This window comes from Cyanobium sp. LEGE 06113 (assembly GCF_015207615.1).
In genome coordinates this window covers 207,004-223,310 of sequence record NZ_JADEWM010000001.1, presented here as the reverse complement: position 1 = coordinate 223,310, position 16,307 = coordinate 207,004, and the positions used below count along the sequence as shown (strand labels likewise).

At 71.4% G+C, this 16,307-nt stretch carries 13 protein-coding genes and 1 pseudogene; 6 read left to right on the top strand and 8 right to left on the bottom strand.

Annotation, left to right across the window (positions count from 1 at the left end):
- Window positions 1-18 precede the first annotated feature (18 nt).
- Window positions 19-693: a GAP family protein gene (locus tag IQ220_RS01250; RefSeq protein ID WP_228008794.1), complete on the top strand. Its 675-nt coding sequence runs from the start codon at window positions 19-21 to the stop codon at window positions 691-693.
- On the opposite strand, the gene IQ220_RS01245 is transcribed toward IQ220_RS01250, so the two are convergent.
- From IQ220_RS01245 to crtE, 3 genes are read right to left on the bottom strand one after another with little or no spacing between them, the layout of a single operon-like run.
- Window positions 690-2,195, bottom strand: coding sequence for an ATP-dependent RecD-like DNA helicase (locus IQ220_RS01245; RefSeq protein WP_228008793.1), 1,506 nt, complete (start codon window positions 2,193-2,195; stop codon window positions 690-692). The genes IQ220_RS01250 and IQ220_RS01245 overlap by 4 nt on opposite strands.
- Window positions 2,192-2,764, bottom strand: a complete 573-nt coding sequence (locus IQ220_RS01240) for a divergent PAP2 family protein (RefSeq protein ID WP_370566301.1) — start codon at window positions 2,762-2,764, stop codon at window positions 2,192-2,194. Before IQ220_RS01240 ends, IQ220_RS01245 begins: the two co-directional genes overlap by 4 nt.
- Entirely contained in the window at window positions 2,764-3,720 is a 957-nt protein-coding gene (gene crtE / locus IQ220_RS01235; RefSeq protein WP_193912924.1) for a geranylgeranyl diphosphate synthase CrtE, read from the bottom strand. The genes IQ220_RS01240 and crtE overlap by 1 nt, the downstream gene beginning before the upstream one ends.
- A 146-nt stretch (window positions 3,721-3,866) precedes the next feature.
- Here crtE and IQ220_RS01230 point away from each other — a divergent pair, with 146 nt between their 5' ends.
- Entirely contained in the window at window positions 3,867-5,243 is a 1,377-nt protein-coding gene (locus tag IQ220_RS01230) for a hypothetical protein (RefSeq protein WP_193912922.1), read from the top strand.
- A gap of 5 nt (window positions 5,244-5,248) precedes the next feature.
- On the opposite strand, the gene folD is transcribed toward IQ220_RS01230, so the two are convergent.
- The gene (folD, locus tag IQ220_RS01225; protein ID WP_193912920.1) at window positions 5,249-6,130 is read right to left on the bottom strand and encodes a bifunctional methylenetetrahydrofolate dehydrogenase/methenyltetrahydrofolate cyclohydrolase FolD; all 882 of its coding nucleotides are present in this window, start codon (window positions 6,128-6,130) and stop codon (window positions 5,249-5,251) included.
- A gap of 70 nt (window positions 6,131-6,200) precedes the next feature.
- Here folD and IQ220_RS01220 point away from each other — a divergent pair.
- Window positions 6,201-8,281 (top strand): annotated as a pseudogene (locus tag IQ220_RS01220) (HDIG domain-containing metalloprotein).
- A 12-nt stretch (window positions 8,282-8,293) separates the two neighbouring features.
- The gene (locus tag IQ220_RS01215) at window positions 8,294-9,823 is read left to right on the top strand and encodes a peptide ligase PGM1-related protein (RefSeq protein ID WP_193912918.1); all 1,530 of its coding nucleotides are present in this window, start codon (window positions 8,294-8,296) and stop codon (window positions 9,821-9,823) included.
- A 3-nt stretch (window positions 9,824-9,826) separates the two neighbouring features.
- Here the strand turns inward: IQ220_RS01215 and galE are convergent, their stop codons facing one another.
- Complete coding sequence (gene galE / locus IQ220_RS01210) at window positions 9,827-10,852, bottom strand: UDP-glucose 4-epimerase GalE (protein WP_193912917.1); 1,026 nt, start codon at window positions 10,850-10,852, stop codon at window positions 9,827-9,829.
- A 148-nt stretch (window positions 10,853-11,000) separates the two neighbouring features.
- On the opposite strand from galE, the gene IQ220_RS01205 reads away from it, so the two are divergent.
- Window positions 11,001-11,441: a hypothetical protein gene (locus IQ220_RS01205; RefSeq protein WP_193912915.1), complete on the top strand. Its 441-nt coding sequence runs from the start codon at window positions 11,001-11,003 to the stop codon at window positions 11,439-11,441.
- 18 nt (window positions 11,442-11,459) lie between these two features.
- Here the strand turns inward: IQ220_RS01205 and IQ220_RS01200 are convergent, their stop codons facing one another.
- The 3 genes from IQ220_RS01200 to IQ220_RS01190 form a co-directional block, all read right to left on the bottom strand.
- Window positions 11,460-12,308, bottom strand: coding sequence for a carbohydrate ABC transporter permease (locus IQ220_RS01200; protein WP_186696992.1), 849 nt, complete (start codon window positions 12,306-12,308; stop codon window positions 11,460-11,462).
- A 3-nt stretch (window positions 12,309-12,311) separates the two neighbouring features.
- Window positions 12,312-13,955, bottom strand: a complete 1,644-nt coding sequence (locus tag IQ220_RS01195; RefSeq protein ID WP_193912913.1) for a 2-isopropylmalate synthase — start codon at window positions 13,953-13,955, stop codon at window positions 12,312-12,314.
- Window positions 13,956-14,022: 67 nt separating this feature from the next.
- Window positions 14,023-14,640 carry an NYN domain-containing protein gene (locus tag IQ220_RS01190; protein ID WP_193912911.1) on the bottom strand — a complete coding sequence of 206 codons (618 nt, stop codon included), beginning with the start codon at window positions 14,638-14,640 and terminating at the stop codon, window positions 14,023-14,025.
- A gap of 72 nt (window positions 14,641-14,712) precedes the next feature.
- Between IQ220_RS01190 and IQ220_RS01185 the strand changes: the two genes are divergently transcribed.
- Window positions 14,713-16,281: a glycoside hydrolase family 57 protein gene (locus tag IQ220_RS01185; RefSeq protein ID WP_193912908.1), complete on the top strand. Its 1,569-nt coding sequence runs from the start codon at window positions 14,713-14,715 to the stop codon at window positions 16,279-16,281.
- The last annotated feature ends 26 nt before the right edge of the window (window positions 16,282-16,307 follow it).

Here is a 16,307-nt window from a genome sequence, read left to right as displayed (position 1 = left end):
AACCTCACCACGGGGCACTTGCTGGGGGAACTCTCGGCCTTCGGGCTGGCCCTGGCCATTTCACCTCTGCACATCGGCTTGCTGCTGCTGCTGCTGCTCGGCGAACGCCCCCGGCTGCGGGGCGTGGGCTTCGTGCTGGCCTGGTGGGCCACCAGCACTCTGGTGGTGGCCGCCCTGCTCACGGTGGGCCATGGGCTGCTGCTCACCATGGAGAAGGGCACGGCCCACCGCACCGGCCTCGACCTGCTGGCCGCCGGGGCCCTGCTGGCCCTGGGCCTCAAGGAGCTGCTCAACCGCGGCGAAGAGAACGCTCCGCCTGGCTGGGCCGACAAGCTGGAGCGCTTCTGCGCCCTGCCCCTGCCCTTGCTGCTGGCCCTGAGCATCGGGTTGCAGATCATCAGCCCGGACGATCTGTTCCTGTTTGCCAAGACCGCCGGCAGCCTGCTGGAGGCCGGCCTGGCGCCGGGCCAGGAGGTGGTGGGCACGCTGCTGTTCAGCCTCGCCAGCAGCCTGCTGCTGCTGCTGCCGCTGCTGGCCCTGCTGCTGCTGGGCAGCGAGCGGGTGCTGCCGCTGCTGCGGGGAGGCAAGGCCTGGCTGCTGGCCAGGGGCGATGCTCTGGTGGGGCTGGTGAGCCTGGGCCTGGCGCTCTACCTGGGCTGGCAGGGGATCGAGGGGCTGCAGCTCAGCCTTTAGGAGCTGGAGAGCCACTGCTGCCAGAGCCGGGCATCCCCGCCACCTCTACCGCCACCACCACCACCGCCACCGCCGGCCACCAGAGCCACCCGCTGGCTGGCGCGGCTCACCGCCACGTAGAGCAGCTGGCGCCGCAGCAGCGGATCCCCAGGCCAGAACACGTCGCCATCCACGAACACCTCGGCGAAGGTGCTGCCCTGGCTGCGGTGCACGGTGAGCACGGCGGCCGGTCCGAGTGCGGCGAAGGCATCCCGCAGCAGAAAGAAGCGCCGCCACAGGGCGCGGCCCGCCTGCTTGTCGGCGCTGCGGGCCTGCTGCCGCAACGTGGCCAGCACCTGCTCGATGGCGGCGCGCCCGGCCGTGCCGAGCGGGGGAAGCAGGCGCAGGTTGAACTGGCTGTCGCCGCTGTCCACCGCCGCCATCAGGGTGTCCACCACGGGCACCGCCAGGCCCCCGCCCAGATCGGCCGAACTGAGACCGAACTCGCCCAGATCACAGCGCTCCGGCGTCACGTCGCGCACCAGCAACTCCCGGTTGGAGCCGAGCACCATGTCGGGCTCCTCGGCGGTCTCATCGCCCTCGCGGCAGGCTGGCGCCATCACGGCGCTGCGGGTGATCAGCACCTCGCCGGGCAGCACCGGCAGCTGGTCGGCCATGGCGCCATGCAGGGCGCGGCGGGCGATCGGCACCAGCTGCTCCAGGGAGCGATTCGTGTAACAGAGGATGCGGGCCAGATCGGGGTTGTCGGTGGCGGCGCTGCGGCGCAGGGCGTCCTGGGCCGCCTCCAGCCACTGCTGGCGGGGCAGCAGCGCCACCTCCCCCACCGCCGTGCGCACGGGCGGCAGGGCGGGGGGCTGGCGCGCGGGCAGCCGCTGCTCCCGGATGCCCTGGGCCAGCTGCAGCACCGGCCCCTGATGGCGCACCACTTCGGTGAGCTCCGCCGAAGTGGCCCGCCCCAGGCTGAACACGGGGCTGCAGGGCTCCCCCACCGGCGGCAACTGGGCCGGATCGCCCACGAACACCAGGCGGGTGCCGAAGGGATGGGCGCAGCGCAGGCTGATCTCCAGCAGGGTGCTGTCCACCATCGAGGCCTCATCCACCAGCACCAGGCCCAGGTGCTCGAGGGCCGCGGCGGTCTGCTCGGTTTCCTCGCAGCGCTCCCGGTCGCCCTGCCGCTTCAGGCGCAGGCGCAGCAGGCGGTGGATGGTGGAGGGGTACCAGGTGGGCTGGAGGGCGGCCCGGCCCAGGTGGTGGCGCAGCACGCCCACCGCCTTGTGGGTGGGGGCCACCACGGTCCAGCAGAGCTGCTGGGCCTCCACCAGCTGCAGGAACGCCATCGAGAGGAAGGTTTTGCCGGTGCCGGCGTAGCCGCTGAGCACAAAGGGCCGGCCCTCTGCCGGCTCGGCCAGCCAGGCGGCGAAGGCCGTGCAGGCCGCCTGTTGCCCCGCAGTGAACACGGTGCCAGGGACCGGCGGCTCAGCCGGGGCGGGAGGCTGGCTCAACCGAGCCCAAGCCACACACCCCAGGCGTGGGCCAGCTCCAGGGGCGAGCCCAGCAGCACCAGCCCGGGCAGAGCGATCGCCGGGCCCAGCAGGCTGCCCACCAGCACCTCCAGGCGGGTGTGGCCGAGGTTTTCCTTAAGCGGTCTGCGGCTCGAGGTTGGGCTCAGTGTTGAGGAATCGGCATCGGCGCTGCCGGGCTCAGGCGGCCAGAGCGCCTCGGGCAGCTGGTTGACCCGCCCGGCGGTGAGCCCGGCGGCCCGCCGCACCCCGGAGGCGTCGTAGAGCACCACGAAGCAGAGCGCGGCCGCCAGGGCGAACAGCGGATCGGCAAAGCCCTGCTGCCAGCCCAGCGCCGCCGTGGTGCCCGTGAGCAGGGCGGAATGGCTGGAGGGCATGCCGCCCGTTTCGAACAGCACGGCCGGGCGCCAGCGCCGGTGCAGCACCAGCTCGATCAGCAGCTTGGACGCCTGGGCCAGCCCGCAGGCCACCAGCCCCCACCAGAGGGTGCTGTTGGCGAGCAGGGCCGCCAGGGGCTGGGCATCGTGGAGCGCCGCCAGAGGCATCTCCATCATCGGTCGCGGCTGGTGATGTAGTCGGCGAGGGCGAGCAGGGGGGCCGCCTTGCCCTCGGCGGCGAAGGGCTCCAGGGCGGCCTTGGCAGCGGCCACCAGGGCTTCCGCCCGCTGGCGCGACTCCTCGAGCCCCAGCAGCTTGGGATAGGTGGTCTTGTCGGCGGTGAGATCCTTGCCGGCGGTCTTGCCGAGCACGTCGCTGCTGGCGGTGACATCGAGGATGTCGTCGATGATCTGGAAGGCGAGGCCGATGCCGCGGGCGTAGGTGCGGAGGGCCCCGAGCAGGGCTGCGGGAGCGCCGGCGATCAGGGCGCCGCTGAGCACGCAGGCCCGCAGCAGGGCGCCGGTCTTGTGCAGGTGGATGTACTCCAGGGTGTCGAGGTCCACGTCCTTGCCCTCACACTCCAGATCCACCACCTGGCCGCCCACCAGGCCCGGGGCACCGGAAGCCAGGCTCAACTCGCCCACCACCCGCAGCAGCTGCTCGGCCGGCACCTGGGGACTGCGCAGGGCGACCATCTCGAAGGCCCGGGTGAGCAGGGCGTCGCCGGCCAGGATCGCCTTGGCCTCGCCGTACACCTTGTGGTTGGTGGGCCGCCCCCGGCGCAGGTCGTCGTCATCCATGGCCGGCAGATCGTCATGGATCAGCGACATGGTGTGGATCATCTCCAGGGCGAGGGCCGTGGGCATGGCCAGGGCGCTGTCGCCACCGGCCAGCTCACAGGCCGCCAGGCAGAGGATCGGCCGCAGCCGCTTGCCCCCCGCCAGCAGCGAGTAGCGCATCGCCTCCCGCAGCGATTCGGGTCGCTCCGGCCCCAGGGACGCCTCCAGGGCAGTCTCCACCTGCAGTCGCGTCGCCTCCAGATAGGCCGGGAAATCAAAGCTGCCCGCCTCGGGGCCTGCACCGGTGCCGTCGGCGGGGCTGCCAGGGGTCGTGCTCACCGCCGCGGTCATGGGGAGATGGGGACTGGGAGCGATTCTCTCAGGTGAAGCCCCATTCCCCAGGCCTGGCGGGTCCAGGCCACACACATGGCAAGACCGGTGGGACCTGCCGTGCCGCTGCGGGACACTGGAGGACGCTGCCCGATGGACCACTCTGCATGGATCTGCCCCGCCTCCTCGATGTCAGCACGCGCCGGCAACGGATCGCCAGTGCCGCCGCCCAGGCCGTGCGCGACCACTGGGTGACCCTGCATGACGGGGCCGTCACGATCCCGGCCGCGCCGCTGGCCCAGGAGCTGCTGGTGTACCGGGTGGACAACGGCCGGCTGCTGGCTGATCTGGAGGAGCAGCTGGGCGGCGAGCCGGGGGCCCTGGCGCGGCTGCACGCCAGCGAGGACAGCATGGAGACCCAGACCCTGCTGCACGGGCTGCTGGTGACCAAGGCCGGCGACAGCCGCGGACCGATCCTGCAGGAGCTGCAGCGGCTCGCCGTGCAGACCGAGCCACTGCTGGTGGACAACAATGGGGTGGTGATCAATGGCAACCGGCGGCTGGCGGCGATGCGCCGTCTGCTGGCCGAGGATCCGCAGCGCTACCAGCGCTTCCACACGCCGCTGGTGGCGATCCTGCCCCCGGGCGTCAGCCGGGCCGACCTGGAGTTTCTGGAGGCGAGCCTGCAGATGGCGCCGGACACCAAGCTGGCCTACGGCTGGCTGGAGCGGCGCCTCAAGCTGCGGGAACAGCATGCTCGCCTCGGCCTGGCCGACGAATGGATCCAGGAGGCCTACCGGCTGGCCGATCCCGCCCAGCTGGAGCAGGAGCTGGCCGAGCTGGCCCTGGCCGAGACCTTTCTGGAGCAGTTCCAGGGGCAGCCGCGCCGCTATTCCAGCCTGGAGGATGCGGAGCCGTTGATCATGGGGCTGAGCGCCCAGCTGCCCCTGCTGCCAAAGCGGCTGCGCCCCTGCTGGCAGGCGCTGGGGTTCCTGCTGATCGACCGCCGCGCTGAGCTCGATGGGGGCATGGCCAAGCACTTCCCTTTCACGGCTCCACCAGTACCGCTATTCCCCGCCGAAGCGCTCTCACGGCTCGCCCAGGAGTGGGGGATGGAGCGAGAGTCCAGCGGGGACGAGCAGAACAGCAGTCCGCTGCTGGCGGTGGCTCCGCCGCAGGCCCAGCTGCGGGCGCTGGCGACGGCGACGGCGGACGGAAAAGACCGCAGCGCCAGGGCCAAGGAGCTGCAGGACGTGCTCGACACCCTGCGGATGCAGTGCCGGCAGGGTCAGACCCCCCAGCGGCTGCTGATCAACCTGCGCAACAGCCGTAAGCTGCTTGCCCGGGTGACCCCCGACCAGCTGAGCGCCGAAGAGCGCAGCCGGCTGCAGGGGGAGCTGGCGGCCATCGCCGCCCAGGGGGTCCAGCTGCTCGGGCCGGCCGGCGCCGACTCCATCGAGGCTCAGCCACCCTTACCTGGCTCCAGGCGCAAGCGCTCCCTGTGGAAGCGCCTGCTGGGGCGGGTGCGGGGTGGGCGGCGCTGACCGGCTCAGGGCACCAGATCACCCAGCCCATGCTCGAGCCCATGGCGGCGGCACCAGGCCACCACGGTGTTCACCAGCAGCATGGTCACCGTCATCGGGCCCACTCCCCCCGGCACCGGCGTGATCGCGGCGGCCAGGGGCTCCACCTCCTCAACGATCACATCGCCGCAGAGGCCGCCCTCAGGCCGGCGGTGGATGCCCACATCCACCACCACCGCGCCGGGCCGCACGTGCTCGGCCCCGAGCATGCGGGGGCGACCCGCCGCCACCACCAGCACCTCGGCCTCGCGGGTCAGGCTGGGCAGGTCACGGGTGCGGGAGTGGGCCACGGTGACCGTGGCATCGGCGGCCTGCAGCATCAGGGCCATGGGCTGGCCCACCAGGATGCTGCGCCCCACCACCACCGCCCGCCGCCCGGCCAGCTCCACGCCGGCCCGGGCCAGCAGGGCCATCACCCCGGCCGGGGTGCAGCTGCGCGGGCCGGGCTCCCGCTTCAGCAGGCGACCGAGGTTGAGGGTGTGCAGACCATCGGCATCCTTGGCGGGGTCGAGGGCCATCAGCAGGGGCGCCGCGTCGAGGCCGCCGGGCAGGGGCAGCTGCAACAGGATGCCGTCAACGGCCGGATCGGCGTTGAGGGCCTCGATCCTGGCCCGGATCTGCTCCGCTTCGGTGGCCGCCGGCAGGTGCGCCCCGAGGCTGCGGATGCCCACCCGGCCGCAGGCCTTCTCCTTGTTGGCCACGTAGACGCCGCTGGCCGGGTCATCGCCCACCCTGAGCACCGCCAGGCCGGGGGGACGTCCGAGACGGGGCTGGTGGGCGGCGATGGTGGCGGCGAGCCTCGTTTCGATCGCGGCGGCGAGCTCACGCCCATCGAGACGGGTGGCCATGGATCGAGGGGGCTGCGCAATCCCCAGCTTGCAATGCTGGCGCCCGAGCGGCCCTCGCTAGCGTCGAAGCATGCGTGGCCGGCTGTTGACGATCCAGATCCCCGGCCGGGTGCGCAGCCTGTGGCGCCAGTGGCTGCGCACCGAACGCCCGCGCCAGCCACCCGCCTGCTGGCGGGGTCAGGACAGTCTCGCGGTGCTGATGGTGTGTGCCCTGGTGGCGGTGCTGAGCAGTTGGTCGTGGCTGGCGGAGCCGAGCCTGCGCCCAGGCATGCTCGCCCCGTTCACGGTGCAGGCGCCCGAATCGGCCGAGGTGGTGGACAGCACCGCCCTGGAGGAGCGGCGCCAGCAGATGCTGCCCCGCACCACCGTCCAGGTGGTGGATGAGGAGGCCAGCCTGCGTCTGCGCGCCCAGCTGGGCGAACAGCTCAAGCTGATGCAAGACCAACTGGCCCGCGCCCGGGACCGGGTGGAGGCCCTGCCGCTCAGCGACCAGGAACGCCTCTGGCTGCGGGGGCTCAGCCCGGCCCAGCTCACCGCCTGGCAGGCAGAGGTGAGCCGGGCCCAGCTGCGCATGCTCAGCCAGGGGCTGGCGCCGGGGGTCTCCGAAGGCCAGCTGCTGGAGGCCGCCTCCTTGCAGCTGGATCAGCTCACCGGGCTGGGGCGCAACCTCGGCGCCCGGCTGGTGGTGCAGAGCCTGCAGGGCCAGACCAACCTGCGCAGCGACCCAGCCCTCAGCCAACGCCGCATCGAGGCGTTGATCAGCCAGCAGGGCATCCCCACGATCAGCGTCAGCAAGGGCGACCTGGTGGTGCGGCAGGGGGAGGTGATCAACGCCCAGGTGTTCGACGTGCTCGACCATTTCGGCCTGGTCAACCGCCGGCCCAGGCCGCTGGTGTGGCTGAGCCACTTCCTCGAGAGCCTCGCCGTCACCGGCGCATGGTGCTGCTGCTGCGCCGCTGGCGCTCCAGCCTCGAGCCGCGCCAGGCGATGCTCGCCCTGGGCACCCTGCTGGCGGTGCAGGGGGTGCACCTCTGGCTCGGCCCGGGCGCCAGCCCGATGGTGCTGCTGGTGCCGCCCACCCTGCTGCTCGCCCAGGGCCTCGGCACCGCCAGCGGCCTGGCCTGGTTGGCGGCGGCCACCCTGCTCTGGCCGGTGCCGATGAGCGGTCTGCTGGGCCTGCGGCTGCTGCTGGCGGCGGCCACGGCGGCGGTGGCGGCTGTGACCGCCGGCCGCCAGCGCAGCCGGGCCGAGCTGCTGCAGCTGGCCGTGCTGCTGCCGGGCGGGGCGGTGCTGCTGCAGTGGCTGCTGCTGCAGGGCCGGGGCCAGCCGGGGCAGTTCGACCTGCTCAGTGAAGCTCTGCTGCTGGCGGGGCTGCTGATGGCGGGCCTGCTGCTGGCGCCCCTGGTGGAGACCTTCTTCGGGCTGATGACCCGCACCCGGCTGCTGGAACTGGCCGACCTGGAGCGCCCGCTGCTGCGCCGGCTCTCCTGCGAGGCGCCCGGCACCTTCGAGCACACCCTGATGATCGCCGGCCTGGCCGAGGAGGGGGCCCGCAGCATCGGCGCCGACGTGGACCTGGTGCGCACCGGGGCGCTATATCACGACGTGGGCAAGCTGCACGGCCCCCAGTGGTTCATCGAAAACCAGGAGGAGGGAGCCAACCCCCACGACACCCTCGATGATCCCTACGCCAGCGCCGCCATCCTGCAGGCCCATGTGGATGAAGGCCTGAAGCTGGCCCGGCGCTACCGGCTGCCGCGGCCCCTGGCTGACTTCATCCCCGAGCACCAGGGCACGCTGAAGATGGGCTACTTCCTGCACCATGCCCGCGAACGCGACCCCTCGGTGCGGGAGGCCGATTTCCGCTATCGCGGCCCCACCCCCCGCAGCCGCGAAACGGCGATCCTGATGCTCGCCGACGGCTGTGAAGCCGCCCTGCGCTCCCTGCCGCCCGGCACCAATGAACACGAAGCACGCGCCATGGTGCGCCGCATCCTCGAAGCGCGGCAGCGGGACGGCCAGCTGGCGGGCAGCGGCATCAGCCGCGCCGAGCTGGAGCTGCTGATCCGGGCCTTCGTGCGGGTGTGGAAGCGCATGCGCCACCGCCGCATCCCCTATCCGATTCCCGCCCGCAAGGCCTTCAGTGCCTGAGGGGGAAGAAGGATGACGGCACTCAGCTTCGTGGAGCTGCAGCGGCAGCTGCAGCCCTCCTGGGGCCACACCACCGGCGGCATGGGCCCGGAGGTGGACGTGCTGCTGGTGCCCTCGCTCTCGATGGACCAGAGCCAGATGGCCCTGGTCACCGGGTCGCACCACTACGAGGAGCGCCAGCTGTTCGCCCTGATCGGGCTGCGCCACCCGGGGGTGCGCATGGTGTATGCCAGCAGCAAGCCCCTGGCCGAGCTGGTGGTGGATGCGGTGCTGGAGCTGCTGCCGGGGGTGCCCACCTCCCACGCCCGCCGCCGCCTGCACCTGTTCGACACCGACGACGCCTCGGGCCGCCCCCTCACCGCCAAGCTGCTGGAGCGGCCCGCCCTGCTGGCCCGCATCGGCGAACTGCTGCGGCCGGGCCGCAGTTTCATCAGCTGTTTCGTGGTGAGCGAGCTGGAACGGGAGCTGTCGGAGCGCCTGCAGGTGCCGCTGCTGGGCACCTCCCCCCACCTGCTGCAGTGGGGCAGCAAGGCCGGCAGCCGTGCCCTGTTTCGGCGTTGCGGTGTGCCCCACCCGGCCGGCAGCGAGCTGGTGTTCGACCTGGCCAGCCTGGCGGAGGCCACAGCCGAGCTCTGGGAGCAGCATCCCGAGCTGGAGCGCTGCGTGGTGAAGCTCAACGAGGGCTTCAGCGGCGAGGGCAACGCCCTGCTGGAGCTGGCCCCACTGCAGCTTCAGGAGCACTCAGCGCCACAGCGGCGGCAGCTGCTGCGCCGGGCGCTGGAGCAGCTGCCGATGCCGGCGCCGGCCTGGCGGGAGCTGATGGCCCGCCAGGGCGCCCTGGTGGAGGTCTGGCTGCAGGGGGGAGAGGCCCTGCGCTCCCCAAGCGTTCAGGGGATCATCCATCCGGGGGCGGACGGACGCCCCGGCGCCGTGGAGGTGCTCTCCACCCATGAGCAGGTGCTGGGGGGGCCGAGCGGCCAGACCTACCTGGGCTGCAGCTTCCCCGCCAGCGAGGACTACCGCCGCGAGCTGATGGCCCATGGGCTGGCCATCGGCCGGGCCCTGGCGGCCGAGGGGGCCCTGGAACGCTATGCCGTGGACTTCATCGCCCGGCGTTTCGGCGCACGATGGGAGCTGCAGGCGATCGAGATCAACCTGCGCCAGGGGGGCACCACCCACCCCTACATGGCCCTGCACGCCATCACCAGCGGCCGGCTCGACCCCGCCGACGGGCTCTACCGCTCCCCCACCGGCGCAGCGCTGCACTACCGGGCCACCGATAACTTCTGCGCAGCCCAGCTGCGCGGCCTGCTGCCGATCGACCTGATCGACATCGTGGCGGAAGCGGGCCTGCACTACGACCCGGCCCAGCTGCGCGGCAGTGTGTTCCACCTGCTGGGCTGCCTCTCGGAGTACGGCAAGCTCGGCATGACCTGCATCGGCCGCAGTGCGGCGGAGGCGGAAGCGGTGTACCGGGCCACCGAGCAGCGGCTGGTGGAGGCCGCCGCTGAGCGCCATGGAGGCTGGGTGCCGGGGGGCTGAGCCTCAGCCGCGGCGGCGCTGGTGCCAGGCCCAGGCGTCGGCAAGGATCGTGGCCAGATCGGAGCGCTGCGGCGTCCAGCCCAGCTCCGCCATCGCCAGGGAGGCATCGGCCACCAGCTCGGCGGGATCCCCCGGGCGGCGGGGCGCGTCCACAACCTGCAGGTTGCAGCCGGTGAGCTCGCAGGCGGCGTTGATCACCTGCTGCACGGAATAGCCGCTGCCGGTGCCGAGGTTGTAGGTGTGCTGGCCGCCCTGGGCGAGGAGCCGCTCCAGGCCGAGCACATGGGCGGCGGCCAGGTCGCCCACGTGGATGTAATCGCGGATGCAGGTGCCGTCGGGGGTGGGGTAGTCGCGGCCGAACACCTGAAGGCCCGTGCGGCGGCCGGCCAGGGCCTCGAGCACCAGGGGGATGAGGTGGGTTTCGGGGTCGTGGTCTTCGCCGATGTCGGCGGCGGGATCGGCACCGGCGGCGTTGAAGTAGCGGAAGATCACGCTGGGCTGGCCGTAGGCGGCGCCGAAGTCAGCCAGCAGCTGCTCCACCATCCACTTGCTGCGGCCGTAGGGGTTGATCGGCGCCTGGGGGCAGCGCTCGTTGATTGGAATCTGATCGGCAGCGGGGATGCCGTAGGTGGCGCAGGTGGAGCTGAACACCAGCGGGATCGGCTGGCCGCGGCGCTGGGCCTCGGCGTGCAGCGCTTCCAGCAACACCAGGGTGTCGCCCAGGTTGTTGCGGTAGTAGCGGGCGGGATCCACCACGCTCTCGCCCACGTAGGCGTAAGCGGCGAAGTGGAGCACGGCCCGCACCGGCCCAGCCGGCAGCTGCGGATGGGAGCCCTGCAGCAGGGCATCGAGCAGGGACCGATCACCCAGCTGCCCCATCGCCAGGGGCACCTGCAGCACCTGCTCGGCGATGGCCCGGTGGCCATACACCAGGTTGTCGAGCACCAGCACGGGCTGGCCGGAGCGCTGCAGGGCCCGCACGGTGTGGCTGCCGATGTAGCCGGCGCCGCCGGTCACGAGGATGGTCATGGCCCCGGAACGGTCAGTTGGTCGCAACCTACCCAGGGGGCATCGATCAACAGCTGGTCCGGACCGCCTTCCCCCTGAGAAGATGCAATCACCCGGCCGATCCGGCAGGATTGCTGGCGCGGTCCATCCTCAGCAGGAGACGTTCTCGATGGCCCCGTTCCCGGGTGCTTCGGCTTCCAAAATCCGGCCCCTGCCCCAGCTGCCCGACTGGGTGAACTGGCTGCAGGCGGGCAGCACGGTGCTGCTGGCCGTGCTGTTCCTGGTGATGGTGGGGAAGACGCGCCAGCAGGGCGTGCAGATCCTTGAGTTGCAGGAACGCCTGCAGGGGCTGGAAAACAGCCGTGCCCTGGATCGCACCACCGGGCTGGAGGAGCAGCTGCGCTCCACCGTGGAGCGGCTGCAGGTGGTGGAGCGCAACTCCTCCCGCATCGAGGTGCTCAGTGCTGAAGCCGCAGCCCTCAAGGCTGAACTGGGCCGGATCAAACAGAGAGCCGCCCCCAGCTCGACCGCCAGACCCACGGCACCGCCGCCGCCCGTCACCCCCCCGGCCAGCCCGGAACCGGCGGCACCGGAAACGCCCCAGCCCTGAACGCCAGGCTCGCCTGCCTCAGCCCTTCACCGCATCGCCACTGGCACTGGGCAGGATGTAGCGCTGCAGGCCGATGAACAGGGCCAGCACCGGCAGGATCGACACCACCGCCCCCGCCGCCACCAGGCGCCAGTCGAGCGAGAAGCTGCTGGCCAGCTGTTGCAGGCCCAGGGGCAGGGTGTAGAGGCTGGGCTCATCGAGGATCACCAGGGGCCAGAGGAAGTCGCTCCAGGTGCCGATGAACACGAACATCGCCAGGGTGATCAGATCGGCCCGGGCGGCTGGGATCATCACGTTCCACCATTCGCCGACGGGCGTGCAGCCATCACTGCGGGCCGCCTCCTCCAGTTCCACCGGCACGCCCAGGAAACTCTGGCGCAGCAGGAAGATGCCGAAGGCGGTGGCGGCCTGGGGAATGATCAGGGCCCAGAGGGTGTTGCGCAGGCCGATCTGCACCATCAGCAGGTAGAGGGGGATCATCACCACCTGGAAGGGGATCAGGATCGTGGCCACCACCAGGGCCAGCACCAGGCCCCGGCCCGCGAAGCGCAGGCGGGCCAGGGGGTAGGCCGCCAGGGAACAGAACAGCAGGTTGGCCAGCACCGCCAGGGCACTCACCACCGTGCTGTTCAGCAGATAGGTGAGCATGGGGTTGTCGGCGAACAGCCGCCCGTAGGCCTCCAGACTGGGTTCGGCGGGCAGCAGGGCCGGCGGGCTGGTGAAGATGTTCTCGGCGGGACCCTTCAGGGAGGTGCTCACCAGCCACAGCAGCGGCACCAGCATGGCCAGGGCCACCAGCAGCAGCAATCCCAGCTGCAGGGCGGAGGTGAGCAGCGAACGGCCCTGGCCGGCAGAGGTTGAGCCCATCGCCTACACCCTGGGCCGATCGGCCAGGGGCAGATCGCCGAGCTGGGGCAGGGGCGCCTTCTGGGGATGGAGCGGCTGGCTCTGGCTCCCCGACACCAGCCGGTTGAGGGCATTCACGAAGGCCTGGGCCGAGGCCACCACGATGTCGGTGTCGGCGGCATGGCCGGAATAGAGCACCCCGTCATGCCGCAGCCGGATCGTCACCTCGCCCATGGCATCGATCCCCTCGGTGACGCTCTTCACCGAGAACTCCACCAGGGCATTGGGCACCCGGGCCAGATTGTTGAGCGCCTGGCACACGGCGTCCACCGGTCCGGTGCCGATGGCGGCCTCGCTGATCTCGGCGCCGTCGGCGGTGAGCAGGGTCACAGTGGCGGTGGGCTGCAGGCCCGTGCCACAGCTCACCTGCACGCTCTTGAGGCTGAAGCGCCCCTCGTCGTACTGCTGCACCTGCTCGCTCACGATCGCCTCGAGGTCGCGGTCGGTGATCTCGCGCTTGCGATCGGCGAGCTCCTTGAAGCGGGCGAAGGCATCGTCGAGATCATCCCGGTCGAGCTCGTAGCCCAGCTCCTCCAGGCGGGCGCGGAAGGCACTGCGGCCGCTGAGCTTGCCCAGGGAGAGGCGGTTGTCCGCCAGGCCCACGGTGCGGGCGTCGATGATCTCGTAGGTGAGCGGGTTCTTGAGCACGCCGTCCTGGTGGATTCCAGACTCATGGGCAAAGGCATTGGCGCCCACAATCGCCTTGTTGGGCTGCACCGCCATGCCGGTGAGGTTGCTCACCAGCCGCGAGGTCTTGGTGATCTCCACCGTGCGCACCGCCGTGAGCGGCTCGCCGCTCTCGGCCGGGCGCCCCAGGAAGGGATTGAAGTAGGCGCGGCGCACATGCAGCGCCATCACCAGCTCCTCCAGGGAGGCGTTGCCCGCCCGCTCACCGATGCCGTTGATCGTGCACTCGAGCTGGCGGGCGCCGTTCTTGACGGCCTCGAGGAAGTTGGCCACCGCCAGGCCGAGGTCGTTGTGGCCATGCACGGAGATCACGGCCTGGTCGATGTTGGGCACGTGGGCGTTGATGCCGCCGATCAGCTCGCCGAACTCGGCCGGAGTGGTGTAGCCCACCGTGTCGGGAATGTTGATCGTGGTGGCGCCGGCGGCGATGGCGGCCTCGATCACCTCATACATGAAGGCGGGGTCGCTGCGCCCAGCGTCCTCGCAGGAGAACTCCACGTCGTCCACCAGGGAGCGGGCATAGTCCACCATCTCGGCGGTGATCGCCAGCACGTCAGCGCGGCTCTTGCGCAGCTTGTGCTCGAGGTGGATGTCGCTGGTGGCGATGAAGGTGTGGATGCGGCGGCGGGCGGCGGGGGCCACCGCATCGGCGCAGGCCTTGATGTCGCCGGCGGCGGCGCGGGCCAGGCCGCAGATCACCGGCCCCTCGGCGCTGCCGACGCTCTCGGCGATGCGCTGCACCGCGTTGAAGTCGCCGGGGCTGGCGAAGGGGAAGCCGGCCTCGATGATGTCCACACCGAGGCGGGCCAGCTGCTGGGCGATGGCCAGCTTCTCCTCCAGGTTGAGGCTGGCACCGGGAGACTGCTCGCCATCGCGCAGCGTGGTGTCGAAGATCAGGACACGGCCTGGGTCGCGGGCCATAACGGCGGCTCTATCCGTAGTGACTATGAGTTAATGCATTGTATGGGCTGGCAGGGCGCCGGCCCCCTCAGTTGCGCAGGAACACCGGCTGCTGCAGTGATTCGGCCTTCTCCAGCACGGGCCGCAGGCTGGACAGATCCACAAACCCGTCGGCGGCATTGCGCAGTTCCCGCGCCACCATGCCCTCGGTGCTGATCAGGGTGATGCGCAGCCCCTGGGCCCGCAGCACCTCCACCAGCCGGTCGAGATCGCGGCTGCCGCTGAGCAGCCACACCTCATCGGTGCGCGGCGCCACCATCATCAGATCCACGGCCACCTCCACGTCGAGATTGGCGCGCACGAACTGCTTGGGCTCCGCAGGCCGTGGCTCAAGCGACCTGGGTTCGGCAGGCCTGCGCGGGGAGTCCGGGGGCGTCAGCTCCCGCAGGGGCCGGGTCCGCACCGTGAACCCCAGGCTGGTGAGGGCATCGCGGAAGGGGCGCTGGTCGGAGGGGTCCTTGAGCCCCGCATACCAGAAGGCACCCGCCAGCTCCAGACCCGCTTGGGCCGCGGCATGCACCAGCAGCCGGCGCGGATCAAAGAACCAGCCCAGCTTCTGCTGGGCGTAGAACATGCTGTGGCCGTCCACGGCCAGCACCAGCTGCCGCAGTCGCGGTTCAAACCGGGCGCCGAGCGGGTTCTCCATCAAAAAACCCTAGGACCGCTGAGAGGGGTGCAACAGAGACTGCATCTACAGTGCCAATCTCGCAGTCAGGCCATGGCCACTGGGGAACTGGCCCTTGTTCTGCACGCGCATCTGCCCTACGTGCGCTCCAGCGAGCCGGGCTCCCTGGAGGAAGACTGGTATTTCGAGGCCCTGCAGGAGTGCTACCTGCCGCTGCTGGCCAGCCTCGAGGCCGGTGCGGCCGATCCGGCCCAGCACCCCCGGCTCACCCTGGGGCTCTCCCCCACCCTGCTCAGCCTGATGGCCGATGGCGAGCTCAATGCCCGCTTCAGCGGCTGGCTGGCTGTGCGCCTGCGGCTGCTTGAGCACGCGCCCCGGCACTTGCGCGGCGCCGCCACCGCTCTGGCTGAGCAGCTTCAGGGTGTGACTGCGCAGTGGCAGGCCTGCGGGGGCGATCTGGTGGCCCGCTTCCGCCGGCTGCAACAGCTGGGGGTGCTCGACCTGATCACCTGCGGCGCCACCCACGGCTACCTGCCCCTGCTGCGGCAGGTGCCGGAGGCCGTGCGTGCCCAGCTGATCAATGCCGTGCGCGAGCACCGGCGCCAGCTGGGGGAGGCCCCTCTGGGCATCTGGCTGCCGGAGTGCGCCTACTACGAGGACCTCGACCGGCAGCTGGCGGCCGTGGGCCTGCGCTATTCGGTGCTGGATGGCCACGGCCTGCTGCACGGCCTGCCCCGCCCGCGCTACGGCGTGTTCGCCCCGATCTGCAGTCCGGCGGGGGTGGCCTTCTTCGGCCGCGACGGCAACGCCACCTTGCCGGTGTGGAGCGCCCGCGAGGGTTACCCCGGCGACAGCGTCTACCGGGAATTCCACCGCGACCTCGGCTGGGATCTGGACGAGGACCTGCTGCGGGGCGAGGGCATCACCAGCCGCAGGCCCCTGGGCCTGAAGCTGCACCGCGTCAGCCAGCGGGGCAGTCGCCTGGATCAGAAACAGCCCTACGAGCCCGCGGCCGCCCTGGAGCAGGTGGAGGAGCATGCCCGCGACTACCTGCGGGGCCGCAGGCGGGAGCTGGTGGATCTGGCGCGGTCGATGCAGCAGACCCCGCTGTTGGTGGCGCCCTTCGATGCGGAGCTGTTCGGCCACTGGTGGTTTGAGGGGCCCCAGTTCCTGGCCGGCCTGTTCCGCCAGGCCGCCGCCATGGGCGTGCAGCTGGTGACCCTGCGGGAGGTGCTGGCCCAGGCACGGCCGCTGCAGGTGGTGCGCCCCTCCCCCAGTAGCTGGGGGGAGGGCGGCTATCACAACTACTGGCTCAACCCCGCCAATGCCTGGGTGGTGCCGCAATGGCAGCGCGCTTCTCGGGCCATGGTGCGGCGCGTGGGCCAGGGGGTGGGCAGCCAGCTGCACCGCCAGCTGCTCACCCAGGCGGGGCGGGAGCTGCTGCTCGCCCAGAGCTCCGACTGGAGCTTCATCCTGCGGGCCGGCACCACCACCGAGCTGGCGCAGGAGCGGATCGAACGCCACCTCGACCGCTTCTGGCGGCTGCTCAATGCGATCGAGAGCGGCGCCGAGCTGCCACCGGGCTGGCTGGAGGCGGTGCAGCGCGAGGACGCCCTGCTGCCGGAGCTGAATGCCGCCGACTGGCTGGCCCCGCCAGGCTGAAGGGCCCAGCTGAACGACCGGGGACC

Bases quoted from the DNA above. Each gene is read 5' to 3' on its own strand.
- IQ220_RS01215 (WP_193912918.1), top strand. From the start codon at position 8,294: ATGACGGCACTCAGCTTCGTGGAGCTGCAGCGGCAGCTGCAGCCCTCC.
- crtE (WP_193912924.1), bottom strand. From the start codon at position 3,720: ATGACCGCGGCGGTGAGCACGACCCCTGGCAGCCCCGCCGACGGCACC.
- IQ220_RS01240 (WP_370566301.1), bottom strand. From the start codon at position 2,764: ATGGAGATGCCTCTGGCGGCGCTCCACGATGCCCAGCCCCTGGCGGCC.
- IQ220_RS01230 (WP_193912922.1), top strand. From the start codon at position 3,867: ATGGATCTGCCCCGCCTCCTCGATGTCAGCACGCGCCGGCAACGGATC.
- IQ220_RS01205 (WP_193912915.1), top strand. From the start codon at position 11,001: ATGGCCCCGTTCCCGGGTGCTTCGGCTTCCAAAATCCGGCCCCTGCCC.
- IQ220_RS01190 (WP_193912911.1), bottom strand. From the start codon at position 14,640: ATGGAGAACCCGCTCGGCGCCCGGTTTGAACCGCGACTGCGGCAGCTG.
- folD (WP_193912920.1), bottom strand. From the start codon at position 6,130: ATGGCCACCCGTCTCGATGGGCGTGAGCTCGCCGCCGCGATCGAAACG.
- IQ220_RS01200 (WP_186696992.1), bottom strand. From the start codon at position 12,308: ATGGGCTCAACCTCTGCCGGCCAGGGCCGTTCGCTGCTCACCTCCGCC.
- IQ220_RS01195 (WP_193912913.1), bottom strand. From the start codon at position 13,955: ATGGCCCGCGACCCAGGCCGTGTCCTGATCTTCGACACCACGCTGCGC.
- galE (WP_193912917.1), bottom strand. From the start codon at position 10,852: ATGACCATCCTCGTGACCGGCGGCGCCGGCTACATCGGCAGCCACACC.
- IQ220_RS01185 (WP_193912908.1), top strand. From the start codon at position 14,713: ATGGCCACTGGGGAACTGGCCCTTGTTCTGCACGCGCATCTGCCCTAC.